Source organism: Streptomyces sp. NPDC102406 (genome assembly GCF_044765725.1).
GTDB lineage: Bacteria > Actinomycetota > Actinomycetes > Streptomycetales > Streptomycetaceae > Streptomyces.
In genome coordinates this window covers 624,273-643,975 of record NZ_JBIWKP010000001.1, presented here as the reverse complement: position 1 = coordinate 643,975, position 19,703 = coordinate 624,273, and the positions used below count along the sequence as shown (strand labels likewise).

Below are 19,703 nucleotides of genomic sequence, written 5' to 3'. Positions count from 1 at the left end.
TTGAGGGGATGGACGTCGTACATGTGCCCCGAAAGCCGGTCCGGCACCACCGACCTGCCCGGTCAGGCCCCGAATGCGCGCGAGACGGTGTGGATGAGCAGGCCGACGAGCGATCCGACCACCGTGCCGTTGATCCGGATGAACTGGAGGTCGCGGCCGATGTGCGCCTCGATCTTGCGGGAGGTGTGCTCGGCGTCCCAGCCCGCGACGGTGTCCGTGATCAGGGAGGTGATCTCGGCGCGGTACGTCGTCACGACGTACACCGCCGCGCCCTCCACCCAGCCGTCGACCTTGGCCTGCACCTTGGGGTCGGTCGCCATCCGCTGTCCGAGGGAGAGCAGCGAGGCCCGTACCCGCATCCGCAGCTCGCTGCGCTCGTCCTCGGCGGCGGCCACGATCATCGAGCGGACCGCGGACCAGGTGGAGGCGATGAGGTCCTGGACCTCGGAGCGGCCGATCACCTCGGACTTCAGGCGCTCCACCCGGGCGCGGGTGTCGGTGTCGGACTGGAGGTCGCCCGCGAAGTCCTTCAGGAAGCGGTCCACGGCGCCGCGTGCCGGGTGCTCCGGCATGTCCCGCATCTCGGTGACGAAGCGGAGGAGTTCCTTGTAGACGCGCTCGCCGACCCGCTTGTCGACGAAGCGGGGGGTCCAGCCGGGGGCGCCGCCCTGCACCGCGTCCATGACGGAGTCGGAGTGCAGGACGAGCCAGTCGTGGGCGCGGGTGCACACGAGGTCGACGACGCGCTTGTGGCCGCCGTCGGCGACGACCTTCTCCAGCATCTTGCCGATGCCGGGCGCGATCTCGGCGTTGTCGGCGCGGCGGGTGATGGCCTCGCCGACGACGGCCTGGACGTCGGAGTCGCGCAGCACGGTGAGGGCGCCCCTGAGGGCCGTCGCCAGCTCCGCCGTGACCCGGTCGGCGTGCTCGGGCTCGGCGAGCCAGGCGCCGAGCCTCGATGCGATGCCGACCGCGCGCAGCCGGTCGCGTACGACGTCCCCGGAGAGGAAGTTCTCCCCGACGAACTCGCCGAGGGAGACGCCGAGTTGGTCCTTCTTCGTGGGGATGATCGCGGTGTGCGGGATGGGCAGGCCGAGCGGGCGGCGGAAGAGGGCCGTGACCGCGAACCAGTCCGCCATCGCGCCGACCATGCCGGCCTCGGCCGCCGCCGCGACGTATCCGGCCCACGCGCCCGCGCCGGAGTGCCCCGCCCAGGTCGCCGCGGTGTAGACGAGCGCGACAAGAACGAGGAGGCCGGTCGCCGTCACCTTCATGCGGCGCACGCCGCGCTGCTTCTCCTCGTCCGCGGGGCTGAACTCGCCGGTGAAGCGGCGGGCGGGACGGGGTTGCGCGCGCGCTTGTGACGCGGTCGAACGGGCATACTGCCCTATGCCCGTTTGGCCCGCTTTATCCGTCGCCGACGCGCCCTTGCCGTCCGGCAGGGACGCGCCCTTCCCGCCCCCGTTCCGTCCACCGCGCCCCATGTCGTCGCCTGTGTCGTTCCCTGTGCCACCGGCCATCCGGCCCGCTCCGTCCCGCTCGTCGTCCGCTTCGCGTCCGTGCGCCGCCGCCCTCGTCGTCGGCGTCGGCGTGCGTGCGCCCTCTGTCATCTCCCTCACACATTGTCCCTTTCTGACCTACTCCCGGAACGAACGACAAGTTCCCGGCGTCTGAACGAGCGGAGGGGGGCAGTGTCGGCCCCCTTGTTCGACGGTCCCGACCCATGCCGCATCATGGGATCATCACACCGGAGCCTCGGGCTCCCCCTGTTCGAGGAGACACACCCCGCATGACCAGGCGTCACGGTTATGCCTTGCTGGCCGCGCTCGTCGCGGTCGCCGTAGTGATCTCGGCCGCGATCTACGTCGGTTTCTCCGGTGTCCTGCGCGGCGACGAAGGGCCCTCCCGGGCGGGCGGCGCTCGTTCCCACGGCTCGGCCGCACCCGCCTCCACCGGCACCTGGGCGGCCACCTGGTCCGCCTCCCCCGCGGGCGCAGAGCCCGGCACGGAGACGACCGGCTTCTTCGGCCGCTCCCTGCGCAACATCGTGCACACCAGCATCGGCGGCACCGGTGCCCGCATCACCCTCTCCAACCTGTACGGGCAGCAGCCCCTCAGCATCACGCACGCCTCCGTCGCCGTCGCCTCGGCGCCCAACGACCCGACGGCGCTCGCCGGGACGGTGCGCCGCCTGACGTTCGCCGGGAACACCTCGGTCGTCATCCCGGCCGGGCAGCAGGTCGTCAGCGACGCCGCCCGCCTCCCGGTACCGCGCGACGCGGACATGCTCGTCACCACCTACTCACCGACCCCGTCGGGCCCCGTCACCTACCACCCGCAGGCCCGGCAGATGTCGTACGTGGCCCAGGGCGACCGCACCGAGGACCCCAGCGGCACGCAGTACACCGAGCAGAGCCCGTACTGGCGCTACCTGACCGCGCTCGACGTGCTGAGCCACGACGCCGAGGGCACCGTCGTCGTCCTCGGCGACTCGCTCACCGACGGCATCACCTCCACCATGGGCGCCAATCTCCGGTGGCCGGACGTGCTCGCCGACCGGCTGCGCACCGAGTCGGGTGCCCCGCGCTACGGCGTCGTGAACCAGGGCATCAGCGGCAACCGCGTCCTGTCCGACGGACTCGGCCGCCCCGCGAACAACCCGAGCGGCCTCTCCCGCTTCGACCGCGACGTCCTCGGCCGCTCCGGGGTCCGCGCCGTCGTCATCGACCTCGGCATCAACGACATCCTGCGCAACCCCCAGCAGACCGACCCCGACAGGATCGTCGAAGGGCTGCGGGAACTGACCCGGCAGGCTCACGCGCGTGGGCTGCGCGTGATCGGGGCGACCCTCATGCCGTTCCAGGGCCACCGGGGCTACGAGCCGCACCTGGAAGCCGTCCGCCAGGGCGTCAACGCGGCGATCCGCGGCGGCCGGGTCTACGACGGCTACGTCGACTTCGACAAGGCGCTCCGCGACCCGTACAACCCGCGCAAGCTGCTCCCGCGCTACGACTCGGGCGACCACCTGCACCCCAGCGACGCGGGGTACGCGCGGATGGCGAACTCCTTCGACCTCGCCTTCCTGAAGGGCTCCGCGGGCGCCGAGCTGTGACCCGCCGCGCCCGGGCACTCAGTCCCGGTCGCGGCGGCGCTCCCGGCGTTCCTCCATGCGGTCGAGGTGGTCCTCCAGGCGCTCCCGATGGCGCTCGAACCGGTCCGCGTGCAACGAGCGGTGCCGGTCCTGGCCGCCCTCCAGCTCCCCCCGCCGACCGGCCCTGCGCTCCAGCTTGCCGCGGCGCCGCTCCGCCTTGAGCCGCTGCCGCTCCGCCCGCGTGACCTTCCGCTCGACCCCGACACCGCCCCAGAACGCGAACCCCGTCACCACCACGCGCGGCGCCCCGGGATCACCGGGCACGCCCTCCTCGCTGTGGTCGAAGCCGCCCATGATGCCGATGCCGCGCACCGCGACCTCGACGCCGGGCGGCACCACCACGTTCACCCCGCCCATGACGGCGACACAGTTGACGACGATCTCCCGGTCCTCGAAGTTCGCCTCCCGCAGATCGATCTCGCCGCCGCCCCAGAACGCGAAGCAGTCGAAGCGCCGCGGCGCCGTCCAGCGCCCCTTGCGCTGGAACCCCGACAGCACACCGACACCCCACGTGGACGTCGACCGGCCGCCGATCCGCGCCGGCCAGTCCACGGCCCCCTCGGGCAGCGGCCCCTTCACCAGATTCACCGGGGCGCTCACCCCGGCGCCGGGCAGGTCGTGCGTGAGCGGCTCCAACTCCCGGTACGTACGCGCCTTGTACGTCGCCTCCAGCCGCTCCTCGAACTCCGCCATGTCGAGCCGGCCCTCGGCGAGCGCGTCCCGCAACCGCTCGGCGACCTGCTCCCGATCGGCGTCGGAGGCCCGCAGATCGGGCGCGGCAGGCACATCGGAGCGCTCGGGCAGCGATTCGTCCGTCATACGTCTCAGCCTACGGGCGCAGCGCCCCCGTGGAAGCGCCCTCGGCGTACATCCTGGCGATCACCGCCTCGATGTCCGGCTCCCGCACCGACAGGTCCACCAGCGGGCAGCGCCGCGCGATCTCGGCGACGAGCGGCGCCGCCGAGCGGTCCGCCGGGAACGCCAGCCACTGCCGCGCCCCCTCCACCTTCACGACCCGCGCGAACTCGACGTCCAGCGGCGGCAGTTCACGCTCCAGGTCGACGACGAGCGTCCGCTCGACGGCCCCGCCGCCCACCTGGTGCAGCCCGTCGAGCTCCCCGTCGTACATGAGCCGCCCGTGGTCGATGACCATGACCCGGCGGCACAACTGCTCGATGTCGGTCAGGTCGTGCGTCGTCAGCAGGACCGTGGTGCCCTTCTCCGCGTTCAGGTCCCGCAGAAAACCCCGCACCTTGACCTTGGAGACGACGTCGAGGCCGATCGTCGGCTCGTCCAGATACAGCACCTCGGGGTCGTGCAGCAGCGCCGCCGCGATGTCGCCGCGCATCCGCTGCCCGAGCGACAACTGCCGTACGGGAACCTCCAACAGGTCGGCCAGTTCAAGGAGTTCGACACACCGGGCGAGATTCTCCTCGTAGCGGGCGTCCGGGATCCGGTACATGCGCCGCATCAGCCGGTAGGAGTCGATCAGCGGCAGGTCCCACCACAGCGTCGTCCGCTGCCCGAACACCACCCCGATCCGGTGCGCGAGCCGTGACCGCTCGCGCGAGGGGTCGATGCCCGCCACCCGCAACCGCCCCGCGCTCGGCGTCAGGATGCCCGTCAGCATCTTGATCGTCGTCGACTTCCCCGCCCCGTTCGGCCCGATGTACCCGACCATCTCGCCGCGCGGCACCGTGAAGCTCAGCGCGTCGACGGCCCGCACCGCACGCCGCTCACGCCGCATGAACCCCACCTTGCGCCGTACGTCGAAGACCTTCTCGACACCGTCCACCTCGATGAACGCCTCACCCTCGACCACCCGTGCCCCCTTCGAGTTCAGCTTCCCGTACTGCGGTACGCGCGCAGGGCCCCCCGCCACGCGAAGCCCGCCGCGCCCAGACATCCGGCCGCCACCAGCGGCGGCGTGAACGCGATCCAGGCCGGCAGATCGAGCGGGTAGGGGCGGCCGAGGATGTAGAGCGCGGGCAGCCAGTTCACGAAGGCCAGCGGCAGCACGAAGGTCACGCCCCGCAGCAGGTTGTCGCCGAAGACCGTCGGCGGGTACGCGAGCATGGCGTTGCCGCCGAACGTCGCCGCGTTCTGCACCTCCGCCGCGTCCTGCGCCACGATCTGGAACGCGGCACCCGCCATGAACACGGCCGTGAAGATCCCCGCGCCGCTCACCAGGAGCACCGGCACGAGCAGCGCCTTCGCCGGGCTCCACGCCACGTCCAGGGCGAGCACCGACCACACCATGACGGCCAGCCCCTGCGTGATCCGACCGAGGCGGCGCAGCGCGAACCGGTCGGCGCCGATCTGCGCCAGTATCGGCGCGGGCCGCACCAGGAACGCGTCGAGGGTCCCGTCCCGCACCCGGCTCCCGATCCGCCCGAGGGAACCCGCGAACAGGTCCGCGAGGCCGAACGCGGCGCCCGAGGTCCCGTAGAGGAAGGCGACCTCGGGCAGCGTGTAGCCGCCGAGCCGGTCGACCTGCGAGAACATCAGCAGGATGCCGACGAACTCCAGACCGGTCAGGGCGAAGTTACCGAAGGCCGTCATCAGGAAGGACGCGCGGTAGGCGAGCGTGGAGCGGATCCACATGGCGCTGATCAGGCGAAACGCCCGCGCCCCGCCGCGGACCTGCCCGAGCGGGCCCGCCCCCGGCTCAGCCACCCTGCACCACCACCCGTCGCGTCGCCGTCACCTGGAGGAGGCGGCCCACGAGAAGCAGACCGGCGGCCCACGCGGCCTGGAAGAGCAGACTGCCCGCCACCCCCCGGCCGTGATACGTACCCATCAGGACGTCCGCGGGCACCTGGAGCAGCGCCGACCACGGCAGGACACGGGCCACGTCGCCGATGGCGCCCGGGAAGACGTTCAGCGGCAGCAGCATCCCGCAGAAGAACGTGGCCGTGATCCCGTACATCTGGGCGACACCGCTCACGTCCATGAACCAGAACGCGGACAGCGCCACCAGATAGCGCAGCGCGAAGCTGACGAGCAGCCCCAGCAGCACCGAGACGAGGAAAGCGAGCCATCTCAGCGGGTCGGCGGGCAGCGCCAGCTCGAAGAGGAGCGCCCCGATCGCCATGGGCACGGCACCGCGCCCCAGCAGTTGGAACACCGCCCGCCCCAGGTCCTGCGCCAGCCACCAGCCCTGGAGGTCGGCCGGCCGGTACAGGTCGACGGCGATGTCACCGCTGCGGATCCGCTCCGCCAGCTCGCTCTCGAACCCCGACGGCACCCCGAGCATCATCACCGAGAACAGCGCCTGCCCGACCCAGACGAAGGTGAGCGCCTGCGCCTGGTCGTACCCGCCCAGGTGGGGCCGCTCGTCCCAGAGCGCGATGTACGTGCACGCGATGATCAGGCCGAAGACCGTGTTGGTGAAGACGCCCGCGAAGGTCGCCCCGCGATACGTGGCGTACCGCCGGAAGGCCCCGGCGGCGACGGCCGCGTACAGCCGCACTGCGTGCACGAACGCCCCCTCGATTCGGCCGAGCGCAGGAGCCTAGCCAGTCCGGGCGACGCCTGCCACGCATTTACTCAGTGATGTAGGAGGCTTATGTGTCATACGAGGCGTACGTGACGTACGACGCGAACCAGGAGTACCCAGGACATGAGCAGCGACGAGCCGCCCCAGCCTGCGCAGCCCGAACCCGACCCCGGACCCGGGGCCACGCCCCGCGCCGGGCGCCCCCGGCGCACGGGATGGCGGCGGCTGATCCCGACCTGGCGGACGCTGCTCGCCACGCTGATCGGGTTCGTCCTGCTGTGCATCGGCCTGTTCGCGCTCGGCTACTTCCTCGTACAGATCCCGCCCGCCAAATCGGCGGCGACCGCGCAGTCCAACGTGTACCTGTACGCCGACGGCACCCAGATCGCCCGCGACGGCGAGGTCAACCGGGAGAACGTACGGCTCGCCCAGATCCCCAAGGCCACCCAGCACGCGGTGCTCGCCGCCGAGGACCGCGACTTCTACAGCGAGTCCGCCGTCGATCCGCAGGCGATGCTGCGCGCGGCCTGGAACACCGTCACCGGCAAGGGCAAGCAGTCCGGCTCGACGATCACGCAGCAGTATGTGAAGAACTACTACCTGGCCCAGGAGCAGACGGTCACCCGCAAGGTCAAAGAGTTCTTCATCTCCATCAAGCTCGACCGGGAGGAGTCCAAGAACGACATCCTGGAGGGCTACCTCAACACGAGCTACTTCGGACGCAACGCCTACGGCGTCCAGGCCGCCGCCCAGGCCTACTACGGCGTCGATGTCGAAGACCTGACGGTCACTCAAAGTGCGTACCTGGCAGCACTGTTGAACGCTCCGAGCGCGTACGACGTGATCGCGCACCCGGAGAACAAGCGCCGGGCCCTCGCCCGCTGGAACTACGTCCTGGACGGCATGGTCAAGGAGAAGTGGCTCAGCGCCGCCGACCGGAACGCGATGACGTTCCCCGTGCCGGACCAGGCCAGGGGCGCCGCCGGACTCTCCGGGCAACGCGGCTACCTCGTCCAGGCCGCCAAGGACGCCCTCACCGGCGCGGGCATCCTCGACGAGGACACCCTCGCCACCGGCGGCTACCGCATCACCACCACCCTGGAGAAGAAGAAACAGGACGCCTTCGTCGACGCCGTCGACGACCAGCTCATGTCACGGCTCGACAAGAAGGCCCACAAGGCCGACCGCAACGTCCGCGCGGGCGGCGCCGCCATCGACCCGGCCACCGGCAAGATCCTCGCCATGTACGGCGGCATCGACTACACGAAGCAGTACGTCAACAACGCGACCCGCCGCGACTACCAGGTCGGCTCCACCTTCAAACCGTTCGTGTTCACCTCCGCCGTCCAGAACGCCTCCACCACCCAGGACGGCCGCACCATCACCCCCGACACCGTCTACGACGGCACCAACAAGCGTCCCGTCCAGGGCTGGAACGGCGGCGCCTACGCCCCCCAGAACGAGGACGACGTCTCCTACGGCCCCATCACCGTGGGCACCGCCACCGACAAGTCCGTCAACGCGGTGTACGCGCAGATGGCCGTCGACGTCGGCCCGGCGAAGGTGAAGAAGACCGCCGTCGCCCTCGGCCTGCCGGCGAACACCCCGGACCTGACCGCGTCCCCCTCCATCGCGCTCGGTCCCGCCACCGCCAGCGTCCTCGACATGACCAAGGCGTACGCCACCCTCGCCAACCACGGCCGGCGCGGCACCTACACACTCCTCGCCCACGTCAGCAAGAACGGCACCGACGTCGACCTGCCCGCACGGACCACCCGGCGGGCCGTCAGCCGCGAGGCCGCCGACACCACCACCGCCGTCCTGCGGTCCGTGGTCGACGGCGGCACCGGCACCGCGGCACGGGCCGCGGGCCGCCCCGCCGCCGGCAAGACCGGCACCGCCGAGGAGGACCAGGCCGCCTGGTTCGCCGGCTACACCCCCGACCTGGCCACCGTCGTCGCCGTCATGGGCCAGAACCCGAAGACCGGCGCCCACACCCCCCTGTACGGCACCGCGGGCCAACCACGCGTCAACGGAGGCGGATTCCCGGCCCAGATCTGGGCCCAGTTCACGAAGAAGGCACTGTCCGGCACCAAGGCCACCGACTTCGACCTCGAAGGAAAGGCGACCGCCGAACGGACACCCTCCCCCGCCAGCTCCGCACCCTCGGCCACCGGCTCCGCCCCCACCACCACCGAGGAACCCGGCGACGACACCAGCGCCCCCACCACCGGCACGAACACCGGCAGCACGGACGAAGGCCGCGACCAAGGAACGACAGACGGCGGCGACACACAGAACCCGACACAAGGCTCGACCGACGACGGCGGCACGACCGACGGCGCCACCACGGACGGCGGACCCGACGGCGGACCCGACACGGGCGGCACGGACTTCGGCGGCGACGCCCCCGGAGCCCCGGGCCCCGGCGGCACCCCCGACCCGCTCAATGGCCTGACGTCGCCTTCAAACCGACGATCGCCACAAGCAGCAGAGCGATGAAGAAGACCCGCGCGGCCGTCGCGGGCTCACCGAGGACCAGCATCCCCACGATCGCCGCGCCCGCCGCCCCGATCCCCACCCACACGCCGTACGCCGTACCGATCGGCAGCGACTTGGCCGCGTAGGACAGCAACAACATGCTGGCGACGATCCCGGCACCGGTACCCACGCTCGGCCACAGCCGCGTGAAACCGTCCGTGTACTTCATACCGATCGACCAGGCGACCTCGAGAAGTCCGGCAATCACGATCAGGACCCAGGCCATGACTGGCACCTCCGTCAGTGGTTCTCAACAGGGGTGCGTCGTCTTTGCGAAACCCGGTACGGCGCGTCTCGTCGGGGTCCTTCCACGGTAACAAAAGGCGGCGGCCCGGCCGGGCGGCGGACCACAGGGCCTACAGGTGACCACAGGGCCTACAGGTACAGCCCCGTCGAGTCCTCCGAGCCCTCGAACCGGTCCGCGGCCACCGCGTGCAGATCCCGCTCGCGCATCAGCACGTACGCGGTCCCGCGCACCTCGACCTCCGCCCGGTCCTCCGGGTCGAACAACACCCGGTCGCCGGCCTCCACCGCCCGCACGTTCTGCCCGACCGCGACGACCTCGGCCCAGGCCAGACGCCGGCCGACCGCCGCCGTCGCGGGGATCAGGATGCCGCCGCCGCTGCGCCGCTCGCCCTCCGTGGTGTCCTGCCGGACGAGCACACGGTCGTGCAGCATGCGGATGGGCAACTTGTCGTCGTGATGGGTCTTCTCGCTCACGCCGACGAACCTACCTGCCCCACAGCCGTCCGCGCGCCCCCGGGTCAGCCCTTGCGCCGACGCGAGGACATCGCGAGGAGCCCCACCACACCGACCACGACGAGCGCGACCGGCACGATCCGCTCCAGACGCGGCGCGCCCTCCTCGGACACGAACTGCCCCTTCACGTCGGAGACGAGCCGGTTGGCACCGACGTACGCCCGTCCGAGGGTGTGATCGACGTTCGACACGATCTTGGCCTTCGCGTCACCGACGATCGTCTTCGGGTGCACCCGCACCCCGATCTCGTCGAGCGTCTCGGCCAGGGTCTCCCGGCGGCGCTTGATGTCCGCCTCGATCTGCGCCGTCGTCCGCGTATCCGGCGTATCCGACGTGCTGGACGTGTCCGACACCGCGCTGCCTCCGTGGTCGCTCCGTACCGCTTACCGGTCTTACGGTCCTGCTTCTGATCCTGTACCGCACCCGTCACCGATGCCGCGTGACGGGTGAGGACAGTCTGTCAGCTCAGCGCCGTACGCACCCCACGGCACCCCTATTACTCTCGACCGGAGTTCACCCACCCCGCGAGGAGAGAACACGACATGAGCGAACGACTTCAGCCCGGCGACACCGCCCCGGCCTTCACCCTGCCCGACGCCGACGGCAACGAGGTCTCCCTCGCCGACCACAAGGGCCGCAAGACGATCGTCTACTTCTACCCCGCCGCGCTTACCCCCGGTTGCACCAAGCAGGCCTGCGATTTCACCGACAACCTCGACGTGCTCGCCGCCGCCGGCTACGACGTCATCGGCGTCTCCCCCGACAAGCCGGAGAAGCTCGCCAAGTTCCGCGAGCAGGAGAACCTCAAGGTCACCCTGGTCGGCGACCCGGACAAGAAGGTCCTGGAGGCGTACGGCGCCTTCGGCGAGAAGAAGCTGTACGGGAAGACCGTCACCGGAGTCATCCGCTCCACGGTGGTCGTCGACGCCGACGGCAAGGTCGAGCACGCCTTCTACAACGTCAAGGCCACCGGCCACGTAGCCAAGATCATCAAGGACCTCGGCATCTGACCGCCGAGTGACCAGCCCGGCCGGGTACCCACGTTCGCTGTGACGAAAGTCCCCTCTCCCGGGGACTTTCGTTTGCGGGCGCCATCATCGAGCAAGTGATCCCCTTGGAAGCGATGTATGTCCACAGAAGGGATCGCCATGTCCACCGACACCGCGGAAGGGCCCCAGTCGCCCGACCCGGAGGCGGTCAAGCGTCACCGGGCGCTGTTCCGCGCCGTCAGACGGCGTAAGAACCCGCCCCTGCGCCGTACCGACATCACCGTCACCGACGACGCGGCGGTGAAGAGGGCGGTCAAGGCGGCCTCGCTCGGCAACGCCATGGAGTGGTTCGACTTCGGCATCTACTCCTACCTCGCGGTGACGATCGGACACGTCTTCTTCCCATCCGGGAACGACACGGTCCAGCTCATCTCGTCGTTCGCGACCTTCGCCGTCTCCTTCCTGGTCCGCCCGATCGGCGGCATGGTCTTCGGCCCGATGGGTGACAAGATCGGCCGCAAGAAGGTCCTGGCGATGACCATGATCCTGATGGCGGTCGGCACGTTCGCCATCGGCCTCATCCCGTCCTACGCCACCATCGGCTTCTGGGCCCCCGTCCTCCTCATCCTCTTCCGCCTCGTCCAGGGCTTCTCCACCGGCGGCGAGTACGGCGGCGCCTCCACCTTCATCGCCGAGTACGCGCCCGACAAGCGCCGCGGCTACTTCGGCAGCTTCCTGGAGTTCGGCACCCTCGCCGGATACGTCGGCGCGGCCGGCCTCGTCACCCTCCTGACCTCCCTGCTCGGCAGCGACGGCATGGAGTCCTGGGGCTGGCGCGTCCCGTTCCTCGTCGCGGGCCCGATCGGCCTCGTCGGCCTCTACCTGCGACTCAAGCTGGACGAGACCCCCGCCTTCCAGAAACTGGCCGACGAATCCGCCCACAAGGCGTCCGAGGCCGCGTCCACGGTCGAGACGACCGCCAAGGGCGACCTCGCCAAGATCTTCCGCGACTACTGGCCGACGCTGGTCCTGTGCATCTGCCTGGTCGGCGCGTACAACATCACCGACTACATGCTCCTCTCCTACATGCCGACCTACCTGTCGGACGAGATGGGCTACTCCGAGACGCACGGCCTCCTCATCCTCATCGCGACGATGATCATCCTGATGTGCGTCATCAACCAGGTCGGCAAGCTCTCCGACCACTTCGGCCGCAAGCCGCTCCTCATGACCGGCATGCTCGGCTTCTTCGTCACCTCGATCCCCTCGTTCCTCCTCGTGAAGAACGGCGCCCTCTGGGCGGTCTCGCTCGGCATGCTCATGCTGGGCCTGTCCCTGGTCTGCCTGCTCGGCACCATGTCGGCCGCGCTCCCGGCCCTCTTCCCGACCCAGGTCCGCTACGGCTCCCTCTCGGTCGGCTACAACCTCTCCGCGTCGATCTTCGGCGGCACCACCCCGCTGGTCATCACGGCCCTCATCTCCTGGGCGGGCACCGACATGATGCCCGCGTACTACGCCATGGCCGCGGCCCTCGTCGGCGTCATCGCGGTCGCCTGCATGAAGGAGACGGCCCAGAAGCCCCTGGACGGCTCCCCGCCCTCCGTGGAGACCCAGGAAGAAGCCGCGGAAATGGTCGAGGCCCAGGCCCCGGCCCCCAGGTTCTGACCCCCGCCCCCTCGTTCTGCTAACACCCCTCCCGGTAACACCCCTCCCCCGCTTCCCGGATCGGGCCGTTCCGCATTTCGTGCGTAACGGTCCGATTTTCGGTTCGTTACTCCGTACGAGAAGGCGAACTGAGGGCCGATGGAGGGGGCAGCGATGTCGGTAGGGCGGTACACGCGGAAGCGGCTGGAGGAAGCGGCTCGGGAGGCGGGGGGCTGGGACGAGGCGGTTCGGTGGTTGGGGGGTGAGCCGACGCCGGGGCGCAGGCGCCATCTACGCAAGAAGATGTCCGAGGCGGGCATCGACACCTCCCATTTCCCGGAGCCCCGGGTCCGGCACACGGCTGAACGACTGCGCGCTGTCGTCGCGCAGTCGCACGGCATCAAAGACGTGGTACGTCACCTGGGCATCAGCAACGTAGGGGGCAACCAGGCCCACATCAGCCGCCGGATCGCTGCGCTCGGTCTCGACACCTCCCACTTCACCCAGGCAGGCCGCCGGGCCAAGGGCACGCTCGGGACCACGCTGTCCCTGCGGTCTCCGGACGACGGGCGGGTCCCGGGCAACCGGCTGCGCCGCGAGTTGCTGCGTCGTCATGTTCCGCAACGGTGCGCGGCGTGCGGCCGTACGGAGTGGCTGGGCGAGCCCATCGCGCTGGAGGTCGATCACGTCAGCGGCGAGTGGTGGGACAACCGGCCGGAGAATCTGCGCTTGCTGTGCCCCAACTGCCACGCCGTGACCGACACTTACCGCGGCCGCAAGAGGCGGTCGGCGTGAGCAGGTACCCGCGCGAAGTCCTGGAGGAGACCGCGCCGGTCGCCGACAGCCTGGTGGACCTCATGCGCCGGATCGGTGCCCCCATGGGCAGCAAGCCCCTCAACTACCTGCGCCGTCGGCTCGATCATTACGGCATCGACACGTCGCACTTCCGGGACGAAGCACTGCCCGCGCGGCCGAAACGGTCGTACGCGAAGGAGATCCTGGCAGAGGCAGCCGCCTGCTCCACCAGCATCCGCGAGATGTTCCTGTACATGGGCATCCCGCCGGAGGACGGTCCGTACGAGCACGTGAAGCGGAGCCTACGGAAGTTCGACATCGACACCCGCCACTTCGCACCGCCCCGCAGACGGCACGGCGACGGCCTCTTCCCCGAGGAGGAGTTCACGCGCGCCGTGGCCGCGTCACACGGCATGGCCGACCTGATGCGCCGTCTCGGTCTGCCCGCCTTCCTCGAGTCGGCACGCGCCAGGGCACGGCGCAGCATCGACGAGTACGGACTGTCGACGGAGCACTTCACCGGGCAGAGTCACGGCGCCGGAGTCCCCTCCCCCGCCCGCAAGTCCGCTCAGGAACTCCTCGTTCGGCGCCCCGCGGGCGCTCCCCGGACCCACACAGCCCTCCTGCGCAGAGCGCTCGACGACATCGGGGCGCCGCGCGCATGTGCCGACTGCGGGGGCGGTGAAGTCTGGGAAGGGAGGCGGCTGGTGCTGGAGGTCGATCACATCAACGGGGACCGTCTGGACAATCGTCGCGAGAATGTGCGCTATCTGTGCCCGAACTGCCATGCGCGCACCAAGACCTGGTGCCGCAGGGACCGAACCTCTCCCCTGCCGGACAGTGGCCCCGTACACTGACCAGGCGGTACACGCCGGAAAGGCGTGATGTCCGTTTTGTCGCGGTCGTGGCGGAATTGGCCTACGCGTCGGGTTTAGGTCCCGGTGGGAGAAATCCCTTGAGGGTTCGAGTCCCTCCGACCGCACATGAAGGGGCGCTCCCTACGGAGCGCCCCTTGTCGTTGCCGGTCCGGCGCTCAGCCCACCAACTCCCGCACCACCGGCACCAGCGCCCGGAACGCCTCCCCCCGATGGGAGATCGCGTTCTTCTCGGCCGGGGTCAGCTCCGCGCACGTGCGCGTGTCCCCCTCCACCTGGAGGATCGGGTCGTAGCCGAAGCCGTTCGTGCCCGACGGGGCGTGTCGCAGGATTCCCCGCAACCGGCCCTCGACCACGCGCTGCGTCCCGTCGGGGAGGGCGAGGGCGGCGGCGCAGGCGAAGTGGGCCGTGCGGTGGCGGTCCTCATCGATGTCGCCGAGCTGGGCGAGGAGGAGGTCGAGGTTGGCCTGGTCGTCGCCGTGCTTGCCCGCCCAGCGCGCGGAGAAGATGCCGGGCGCGCCGCCGAGGACGTCGACGCAGAGGCCGGAGTCGTCGGCGACGGCGGGCAGGCCGGTGGCCTTGGCGAGGGCGTGGGCCTTGAGGAGGGCGTTCTCGGCGAAGGTGACGCCGGTCTCGCGGACGTCGGGGATGTCGGGGTAGGCGTCCGCGCCGACGAGTTCGTGGGGCAGTCCGGCGTCGGCGAGGATGGAGCGGAGTTCGACGATCTTGCCGTTGTTGCGGGTGGCGAGGATGAGGCGGGTCATGCCCTCAAGTATCGCGGTGCCGTCAGGGCGTGCAGACCTTGGTGAGTTCGCCGGCCGCGTCCGTGACGGGGGTGATGTCGGGGGTTTCGTCGCCGGTCTTGATGGCCGTACGGACGTTGTCCACGGCCTTGTTGAGGTCGCCGACCGCCTTCGACACGTCGGTGTTGTCGGTCTTGTCGCCGAGTGTGTCGAGGTTCTTGTCGATGGAGGCGAGGGCCTCGTCGGTGCGGCCGGGGTCGTTGGCGGCGTTCTCGACGGCTTGTTGGAGGTCGGTGACGCTGTCGGCGATGGCGTCGGCGGTCTGGACGCAGTCGAGTGCCTTGTCGACGGCTGAGCAGCCGACGACGGCCGGGACGGCGGTCAGTGCGACGGCTGCCGCGAGTACGGCGATACGGCGGTGGCGGCGCGCGGCCATGGTGGGGTCCTCCCCTGAGGTGCGGATGGGTGGGCGGCGGTCGCTCGCGCGTGCCGTCCACCCATCCGTAGTGACGCGGTCGGGGGCTGACTGGTTGCCACCCTGCTTGGGGAGTTCTTTACCTATGCGGGGTTCGCGCCGAGGGTGCTCTCCAGTGCCTTGCGCTGGGCGGCGGCGAGTTCGTCGCAGCCGGCGACGGCGAGGTCGAGGAGGGAGTTGAGTTCGGCGCGGTCGAACGGTTCGGCCTCGGCGGTGCCCTGGACCTCGACGAAGCGGCCGTCGCCGGTGCAGACGACGTTCATGTCGGTGTCGGCCCGCACGTCTTCCTCGTAGCGGAGGTCGAGGAGGGGTACGCCGCCGACGATGCCGACGGAGACGGCGGAGACGGTGCCGGTGAGGGGCTTGCGTCCGGCCTTGATCAGTTTCTTGCCCTGGGCCCAGGAGACGGCGTCGGCGAGGGCGACGTAGGCGCCGGTGATGGCGGCGGTGCGGGTGCCGCCGTCGGCCTGGAGGACGTCGCAGTCGAGGACGACGGTGTTCTCGCCGAGGGCTTTGTAGTCGATGACGGCGCGCAGGGACCGGCCGATGAGGCGGCTGATCTCGTGGGTGCGTCCGCCGATCTTGCCGCGGACGGCTTCGCGGTCGCCGCGGGTGTTGGTGGCGCGGGGCAGCATCGAGTACTCGGCGGTGACCCAGCCTTCGCCGCTGCCCTTGCGCCAGCGGGGGACGCCTTCGGTGAAGGAGGCGGTGCAGAGGACTTTGGTGTCGCCGAAGGAGACGAGGACGGAGCCTTCGGCGTGCTTGCTCCAGCCGCGTTCGATGGTGATGGGGCGGAGTTGTTCGGGCGTGCGGCCGTCGATGCGTGACATGGGGATGAGCCTAGAGCCTGTGGGGTGGGCCGGGGACGGGGACGGCCGCCGCTCCCTGCGGGGCAGGGGGCGGCGGCCGGTCGTGCGGGCCGATCAGTGGTGTCGGCTCACATCATGTCTTCGATGTCGGCGGCGACGGGGTCCGCGTCGGTGCCGATGACGACCTGGATGGCGGTGCCCATCTTGACGACGCCGTGGGCGCCTGCGGCCTTCAGGGCGGCCTCGTCGACCAAAGCCGGGTCCTTGACCTCGGTGCGGAGGCGGGTGATGCAGCCCTCGACCTCTTCGATGTTGTCGATGCCGCCGAGCCCGGCAACGATCTTCTCAGCCTTGGTGGCCATTTCGTTCTCCCTGTTGTTCCCTGGCCCGCCGTATGGGCCGCTTTGTCACGGTAACCCACGGTTGGCCCATCTTCGCGAGCGGTGGGACCACCCGTGCCGAAAGATGACGAGCGATGACCGGGTGCGTGGACCGATCCGTCCCGCAACTGGTCTACACCAGTTTCCGACGACCGCCAAACGTGGCTTGTTCCGGGAGGACGCCCATGAGCGCGAACGCCGCCGCCACACCTCGGCAGAGCCCCTGGGGGAACTTCTTCCAGGGGCTCCAGAAGATGGGGCGCAGCCTTCAGTTGCCCATCGCCGTGCTTCCCGCCGCGGGCATCGTCAACCGGCTGGGGCAGCCCGATGTCTTCGGTGCCGACGGACTCGGCTGGACCAGGGTGGCGAAGGTCTTCGCGGGTGCGGGCGGTGCGCTGCTCGACGCCGATCTGGGGTTGCCGCTGCTGTTCTGCATCGGTGTCGCCATCGGTATGGCCAAGAAGGCGGACGGTTCGACGGCGCTGGCGGCCGTGGCGGGGTTCCTCGTCTACCGGGGTGTGCTGCGGCAGTTCCCGATCGACTGTGCCGACGGGGCGAAGGCCGTGGCGGTGGGATGCCAGGCGGCGGACAACACCGTCTCCGCCTTCCAGTACCAGAATCCGGGTGTGTTCGGCGGCATCATCATGGGCCTGCTGGCCTCGTACTTCTGGGTCCGCTTCCACCGGACCAAGCTGGTGTCCTGGCTGGGCTTCTTCAACGGCCGCCGACTGGTCCCGATCATCATGGCGTTCATCGGCATCCTCTTCGCGGTGCTCTGCCTGTGGATCTGGCCGCCGATCGGTGACGCGCTGGAGAGCTTCTCGAACTGGCTGGAGGGGCTGGGCGCGATCGGTTCGGGCATCTTCGGTGTCGCGAACCGGGCGCTGCTGGTGATCGGTCTGCACCAGTTCCTGAACGTGCCGCTGTGGTTCCAGTTCGGCTCGTACACCAAGCCGGACGGCACGACGGTGCACGGTGACATCAACATGTTCCTGAGCGGTGACCCGAGTGCGGGCATCTATCAGACGGGCTTCTTCCCGATCATGATGTTCGCGCTGCCCGCGGCCTGTCTGGCGATGGTGCACTGCGCGCGGCCGGAGCGGCGCAAGGCGGTGGGCGGCATGATGCTGTCGCTGGCGCTGACCTCGTTCGTCACCGGTATCACCGAGCCGATCGAGTACTCGTTCGTCTTCATCGCGCCGGCGTTGTACGCGGTGCACGCGGTGCTGACGGGTGTGTCGATGGCGGTGACGTGGGGGCTCGGGGTGAAGGACGGGTTCAGTTTCTCGGCGGGGCTGATCGACTACCTGATCAACTGGAGTCTGGCGACGAAGCCCTGGATGATCATTCCGATCGGGCTGTGCTTCGCGGTCGTGTATTACGCGGTGTTCCGGTTCGCGATCACGAAGTTCGATCTGAAGACGCCGGGGCGCGAGCCCGAGGAAGAGGTCGAGGACGTCACCAAGTAGCCCGCCACTCCCCCGCGCGAAGGGCCCCCGGACCTCGGTCCGTGGGCCCTTTGTCTCGTATGAGCTGTGTGCCCTACATATGTCTCAGACCACAGGAATCGCGGGTTCCTTATCTCGCCTTCACCGTGCTACAACAGGTCTACACCACTGAGTGGTGTAGACCACGCGCGCCTCTGTGCCGCGTTCCGAGACGCCGCCGTCCCCCCTTTCCCCCAGGCGGCGCCTGCCTACTGGAGGAAGTTGTGTCCACGGCTAGTGCCGCGCCCGCGGCCGACAAGAAGAAGAAGGGCGCAGGCGCGATGGCTGTCATGCAGCGCATCGGCCGCAGCCTCATGCTGCCGGTCGCCGTGCTGCCCGCCGGCGCGCTGCTCGTCCGCCTCGGCAACAACGACATGCTCGGCCGCGAGTCGTTCCCCGCGTTCGTCACGAAGATCGCAAGCTTCATGGCGGCCGGCGGCAACGCGATCCTCGACAACATGGCGCTGCTGTTCGCCGTCGGCATCGCGATCGGCTTCGCCAAGAAGTCGGACGGCTCCACGGCCCTGGCGGCCGTGACCGGCTACCTGGTCTTCAAGAACGTGCTCGCCACGTTCACCGACAAGAACCTGCCGAAGGTGGCCACGGCCGTCGACGGCAAGGTGGTCATGGTCGACGCCCCGGTGGACGCCAAGGTCCTCGGCGGTGTCGTCATGGGCATAGTCGTGGCCCTGCTGTACCAGCGGTTCTACCGGACCAAGCTGCCCGACTGGGCGGGCTTCTTCGGCGGTCGCCGTCTCGTCCCGATCCTCTCCGCCTTCGCGGGCCTGCTCCTCGGCATCGTCTTCGGTTACATCTGGCCGGTCCTCGGCACGGGCCTGCACAACTTCGGTGAGTGGCTGGTCGGTTCGGGCGCCGTGGGCGCGGGCATCTTCGGTGTCGCCAACCGCGCGCTCATCCCGATCGGCATGCACCACCTGCTGAACTCCTTCCCGTGGTTCCAGGCGGGCTCGTACGACGGCAAGAGCGGCGACATCAACCGGTTCCTCGCCGGTGACCCGACCGCCGGACAGTTCATGACCGGCTTCTTCCCGATCATGATGTTCGCGCTGCCCGCGGCCTGCCTCGCGATCGTGCACTGTGCCCGCCCGGAGCGCCGCAAGGTCGTCGGCGGCATGATGTTCTCGCTCGCCCTGACCTCCTTCGTCACGGGCGTCACCGAGCCGATCGAGTTCACCTTCATGTTCATCGCGCCGGTCCTCTACGCGATCCACGCGGTGCTCACCGGTGTCTCGATGGCGCTGACCTGGGCGCTCGGCATGAAGGACGGGTTCGGTTTCTCGGCGGGCCTGGTCGACTTCCTGCTGAACCTGGGCATCGCCTCCAAGCCGTGGCTGCTGGTCCTGGTCGGTCTGTGCTTCGCCGCCCTCTACTACGTGATCTTCCGGTTCGCGATCACGAAGTTCAACCTGCCGACGCCGGGCCGCGAGTCCGACGAGGAGCTGGCGGAACTGCTGAAGGCCGAGGCCAAGTAGGCTCCCCCGCCCGAGGTACGACGAAGGCCCCGACGACCGCGCTGGTCGCCGGGGCCTTCGTCG

The 19,703-nt window shown here is 69.8% G+C and carries 20 protein-coding genes, 1 tRNA gene and 1 riboswitch; of the genes, 9 read left to right on the top strand and 12 right to left on the bottom strand.

Going from position 1 to position 19,703, the window contains the following annotated elements:
- Nucleotides 1-62: 62 nt before the first annotated feature.
- A complete protein-coding gene (locus ACIRF8_RS03060) occupies nt 63-1,520 on the bottom strand; it encodes a DUF445 domain-containing protein (protein WP_404212248.1) in 1,458 nt (485 codons plus the stop codon).
- A 269-nt stretch (nt 1,521-1,789) separates the two neighbouring features.
- Between ACIRF8_RS03060 and ACIRF8_RS03055 the strand changes: the two genes are divergently transcribed.
- On the top strand, nt 1,790-3,112 hold the full coding sequence (locus tag ACIRF8_RS03055; RefSeq protein ID WP_404210239.1) for an SGNH/GDSL hydrolase family protein: 1,323 nt from the start codon (nt 1,790-1,792) through the stop codon (nt 3,110-3,112).
- Nucleotides 3,113-3,130: 18 nt separating this feature from the next.
- On the opposite strand, the gene ACIRF8_RS03050 is transcribed toward ACIRF8_RS03055, so the two are convergent.
- The 4 genes from ACIRF8_RS03050 to ACIRF8_RS03035 all read right to left on the bottom strand — a co-directional run bounded on the left by ACIRF8_RS03050 (nt 3,131) and on the right by ACIRF8_RS03035 (nt 6,623).
- Nucleotides 3,131-3,970, bottom strand: a complete 840-nt coding sequence (locus ACIRF8_RS03050; RefSeq protein ID WP_404210237.1) for a DUF1707 domain-containing protein — start codon at nt 3,968-3,970, stop codon at nt 3,131-3,133.
- A gap of 10 nt (nt 3,971-3,980) precedes the next feature.
- Nucleotides 3,981-5,057 carry an ATP-binding cassette domain-containing protein gene (locus ACIRF8_RS03045; RefSeq protein ID WP_404210235.1) on the bottom strand — a complete coding sequence of 359 codons (1,077 nt, stop codon included), beginning with the start codon at nt 5,055-5,057 and terminating at the stop codon, nt 3,981-3,983.
- Nucleotides 4,991-5,755: an ABC transporter permease gene (locus ACIRF8_RS03040; protein ID WP_404212246.1), complete on the bottom strand. Its 765-nt coding sequence runs from the start codon at nt 5,753-5,755 to the stop codon at nt 4,991-4,993. Before ACIRF8_RS03040 ends, ACIRF8_RS03045 begins: the two co-directional genes overlap by 67 nt.
- 64 nt (nt 5,756-5,819) lie before the next feature.
- Nucleotides 5,820-6,623 (bottom strand): ABC transporter permease, encoded by an 804-nt coding sequence (locus ACIRF8_RS03035; protein ID WP_404212244.1) that lies wholly within the window; start codon nt 6,621-6,623, stop codon nt 5,820-5,822.
- A gap of 150 nt (nt 6,624-6,773) precedes the next feature.
- On the opposite strand from ACIRF8_RS03035, the gene ACIRF8_RS03030 reads away from it, so the two are divergent.
- Nucleotides 6,774-9,152, top strand: a complete 2,379-nt coding sequence (locus ACIRF8_RS03030) for a transglycosylase domain-containing protein (protein WP_404210233.1) — start codon at nt 6,774-6,776, stop codon at nt 9,150-9,152.
- On the opposite strand, the gene ACIRF8_RS03025 is transcribed toward ACIRF8_RS03030, so the two are convergent.
- The 3 genes from ACIRF8_RS03025 to ACIRF8_RS03015 all read right to left on the bottom strand — a co-directional run bounded on the left by ACIRF8_RS03025 (nt 9,097) and on the right by ACIRF8_RS03015 (nt 10,303).
- Nucleotides 9,097-9,417, bottom strand: coding sequence for a DMT family transporter (locus tag ACIRF8_RS03025; protein ID WP_404210231.1), 321 nt, complete (start codon nt 9,415-9,417; stop codon nt 9,097-9,099). The two genes, ACIRF8_RS03030 and ACIRF8_RS03025, sit on opposite strands and share 56 nt — an antisense overlap.
- Nucleotides 9,418-9,449: 32 nt before the next feature.
- Nucleotides 9,450-9,519: riboswitch (guanidine-III (ykkC-III) riboswitch) on the bottom strand.
- 47 nt (nt 9,520-9,566) lie between these two features.
- Nucleotides 9,567-9,911: a GroES family chaperonin gene (locus ACIRF8_RS03020; protein WP_404210229.1), complete on the bottom strand. Its 345-nt coding sequence runs from the start codon at nt 9,909-9,911 to the stop codon at nt 9,567-9,569.
- A 44-nt stretch (nt 9,912-9,955) separates the two neighbouring features.
- Nucleotides 9,956-10,303, bottom strand: coding sequence for a DUF3618 domain-containing protein (locus tag ACIRF8_RS03015; protein ID WP_404210227.1), 348 nt, complete (start codon nt 10,301-10,303; stop codon nt 9,956-9,958).
- A 189-nt stretch (nt 10,304-10,492) separates the two neighbouring features.
- On the opposite strand from ACIRF8_RS03015, the gene bcp reads away from it, so the two are divergent.
- The 5 genes from bcp to ACIRF8_RS02990 all read left to right on the top strand — a co-directional run bounded on the left by bcp (nt 10,493) and on the right by ACIRF8_RS02990 (nt 14,360).
- Nucleotides 10,493-10,960: a thioredoxin-dependent thiol peroxidase gene (gene bcp, locus ACIRF8_RS03010; RefSeq protein WP_404210225.1), complete on the top strand. Its 468-nt coding sequence runs from the start codon at nt 10,493-10,495 to the stop codon at nt 10,958-10,960.
- A gap of 138 nt (nt 10,961-11,098) precedes the next feature.
- Nucleotides 11,099-12,604: a glycine betaine/L-proline transporter ProP gene (gene proP / locus ACIRF8_RS03005; protein WP_404210223.1), complete on the top strand. Its 1,506-nt coding sequence runs from the start codon at nt 11,099-11,101 to the stop codon at nt 12,602-12,604.
- 282 nt (nt 12,605-12,886) lie between these two features.
- Entirely contained in the window at nt 12,887-13,378 is a 492-nt protein-coding gene (locus tag ACIRF8_RS03000; RefSeq protein ID WP_404210221.1) for an HNH endonuclease, read from the top strand.
- Nucleotides 13,375-14,235, top strand: a complete 861-nt coding sequence (locus ACIRF8_RS02995; RefSeq protein ID WP_404210219.1) for an HNH endonuclease — start codon at nt 13,375-13,377, stop codon at nt 14,233-14,235. The genes ACIRF8_RS03000 and ACIRF8_RS02995 overlap by 4 nt, the downstream gene beginning before the upstream one ends.
- A gap of 41 nt (nt 14,236-14,276) precedes the next feature.
- Nucleotides 14,277-14,360: transfer RNA gene (locus ACIRF8_RS02990), tRNA-Leu, on the top strand.
- 51 nt (nt 14,361-14,411) lie between these two features.
- On the opposite strand, the gene rdgB is transcribed toward ACIRF8_RS02990, so the two are convergent.
- The 4 genes from rdgB to ACIRF8_RS02970 form a co-directional block, all read right to left on the bottom strand.
- The gene (gene rdgB / locus ACIRF8_RS02985) at nt 14,412-15,017 is read right to left on the bottom strand and encodes an RdgB/HAM1 family non-canonical purine NTP pyrophosphatase (RefSeq protein WP_404210217.1); all 606 of its coding nucleotides are present in this window, start codon (nt 15,015-15,017) and stop codon (nt 14,412-14,414) included.
- Nucleotides 15,018-15,039: 22 nt separating this feature from the next.
- On the bottom strand, nt 15,040-15,432 hold the full coding sequence (locus ACIRF8_RS02980; RefSeq protein WP_404210215.1) for a hypothetical protein: 393 nt from the start codon (nt 15,430-15,432) through the stop codon (nt 15,040-15,042).
- A gap of 122 nt (nt 15,433-15,554) precedes the next feature.
- Nucleotides 15,555-16,301 (bottom strand): ribonuclease PH, encoded by a 747-nt coding sequence (rph, locus tag ACIRF8_RS02975; RefSeq protein ID WP_404210213.1) that lies wholly within the window; start codon nt 16,299-16,301, stop codon nt 15,555-15,557.
- Between the two features lie 107 nt (nt 16,302-16,408).
- Nucleotides 16,409-16,642 carry a glucose PTS transporter subunit EIIB gene (locus ACIRF8_RS02970; protein ID WP_404210211.1) on the bottom strand — a complete coding sequence of 78 codons (234 nt, stop codon included), beginning with the start codon at nt 16,640-16,642 and terminating at the stop codon, nt 16,409-16,411.
- Between the two features lie 203 nt (nt 16,643-16,845).
- On the opposite strand from ACIRF8_RS02970, the gene ACIRF8_RS02965 reads away from it, so the two are divergent.
- Together ACIRF8_RS02965 and ACIRF8_RS02960 are read left to right on the top strand one after the other, a co-directional pair.
- A complete protein-coding gene (locus tag ACIRF8_RS02965) occupies nt 16,846-18,129 on the top strand; it encodes a PTS transporter subunit EIIC (RefSeq protein ID WP_404210209.1) in 1,284 nt (427 codons plus the stop codon).
- A 242-nt stretch (nt 18,130-18,371) separates the two neighbouring features.
- Complete coding sequence (locus ACIRF8_RS02960; protein ID WP_404210207.1) at nt 18,372-19,640, top strand: PTS transporter subunit EIIC; 1,269 nt, start codon at nt 18,372-18,374, stop codon at nt 19,638-19,640.
- The last annotated feature ends 63 nt before the right edge of the window (nt 19,641-19,703 follow it).

Coding starts and splice junctions, on each gene's coding strand:
- ACIRF8_RS03060 (WP_404212248.1), bottom strand. CDS start 1,520: ATGGCCGGTGGCACAGGGAACGACACAGGCGACGACATGGGGCGCGGT.
- ACIRF8_RS03055 (WP_404210239.1), top strand. CDS start 1,790: ATGACCAGGCGTCACGGTTATGCCTTGCTGGCCGCGCTCGTCGCGGTC.
- ACIRF8_RS03050 (WP_404210237.1), bottom strand. CDS start 3,970: ATGACGGACGAATCGCTGCCCGAGCGCTCCGATGTGCCTGCCGCGCCC.
- ACIRF8_RS03045 (WP_404210235.1), bottom strand. CDS start 5,057: ATGTCTGGGCGCGGCGGGCTTCGCGTGGCGGGGGGCCCTGCGCGCGTA.
- ACIRF8_RS03040 (WP_404212246.1), bottom strand. CDS start 5,755: ATGTGGATCCGCTCCACGCTCGCCTACCGCGCGTCCTTCCTGATGACG.
- ACIRF8_RS03030 (WP_404210233.1), top strand. CDS start 6,774: ATGAGCAGCGACGAGCCGCCCCAGCCTGCGCAGCCCGAACCCGACCCC.
- ACIRF8_RS03025 (WP_404210231.1), bottom strand. CDS start 9,417: ATGGCCTGGGTCCTGATCGTGATTGCCGGACTTCTCGAGGTCGCCTGG.
- bcp (WP_404210225.1), top strand. CDS start 10,493: ATGAGCGAACGACTTCAGCCCGGCGACACCGCCCCGGCCTTCACCCTG.
- proP (WP_404210223.1), top strand. CDS start 11,099: ATGTCCACCGACACCGCGGAAGGGCCCCAGTCGCCCGACCCGGAGGCG.
- ACIRF8_RS03000 (WP_404210221.1), top strand. CDS start 12,887: ATGTCCGAGGCGGGCATCGACACCTCCCATTTCCCGGAGCCCCGGGTC.
- rdgB (WP_404210217.1), bottom strand. CDS start 15,017: ATGACCCGCCTCATCCTCGCCACCCGCAACAACGGCAAGATCGTCGAA.
- ACIRF8_RS02980 (WP_404210215.1), bottom strand. CDS start 15,432: ATGGCCGCGCGCCGCCACCGCCGTATCGCCGTACTCGCGGCAGCCGTC.
- rph (WP_404210213.1), bottom strand. CDS start 16,301: ATGTCACGCATCGACGGCCGCACGCCCGAACAACTCCGCCCCATCACC.
- ACIRF8_RS02970 (WP_404210211.1), bottom strand. CDS start 16,642: ATGGCCACCAAGGCTGAGAAGATCGTTGCCGGGCTCGGCGGCATCGAC.
- ACIRF8_RS02965 (WP_404210209.1), top strand. CDS start 16,846: ATGAGCGCGAACGCCGCCGCCACACCTCGGCAGAGCCCCTGGGGGAAC.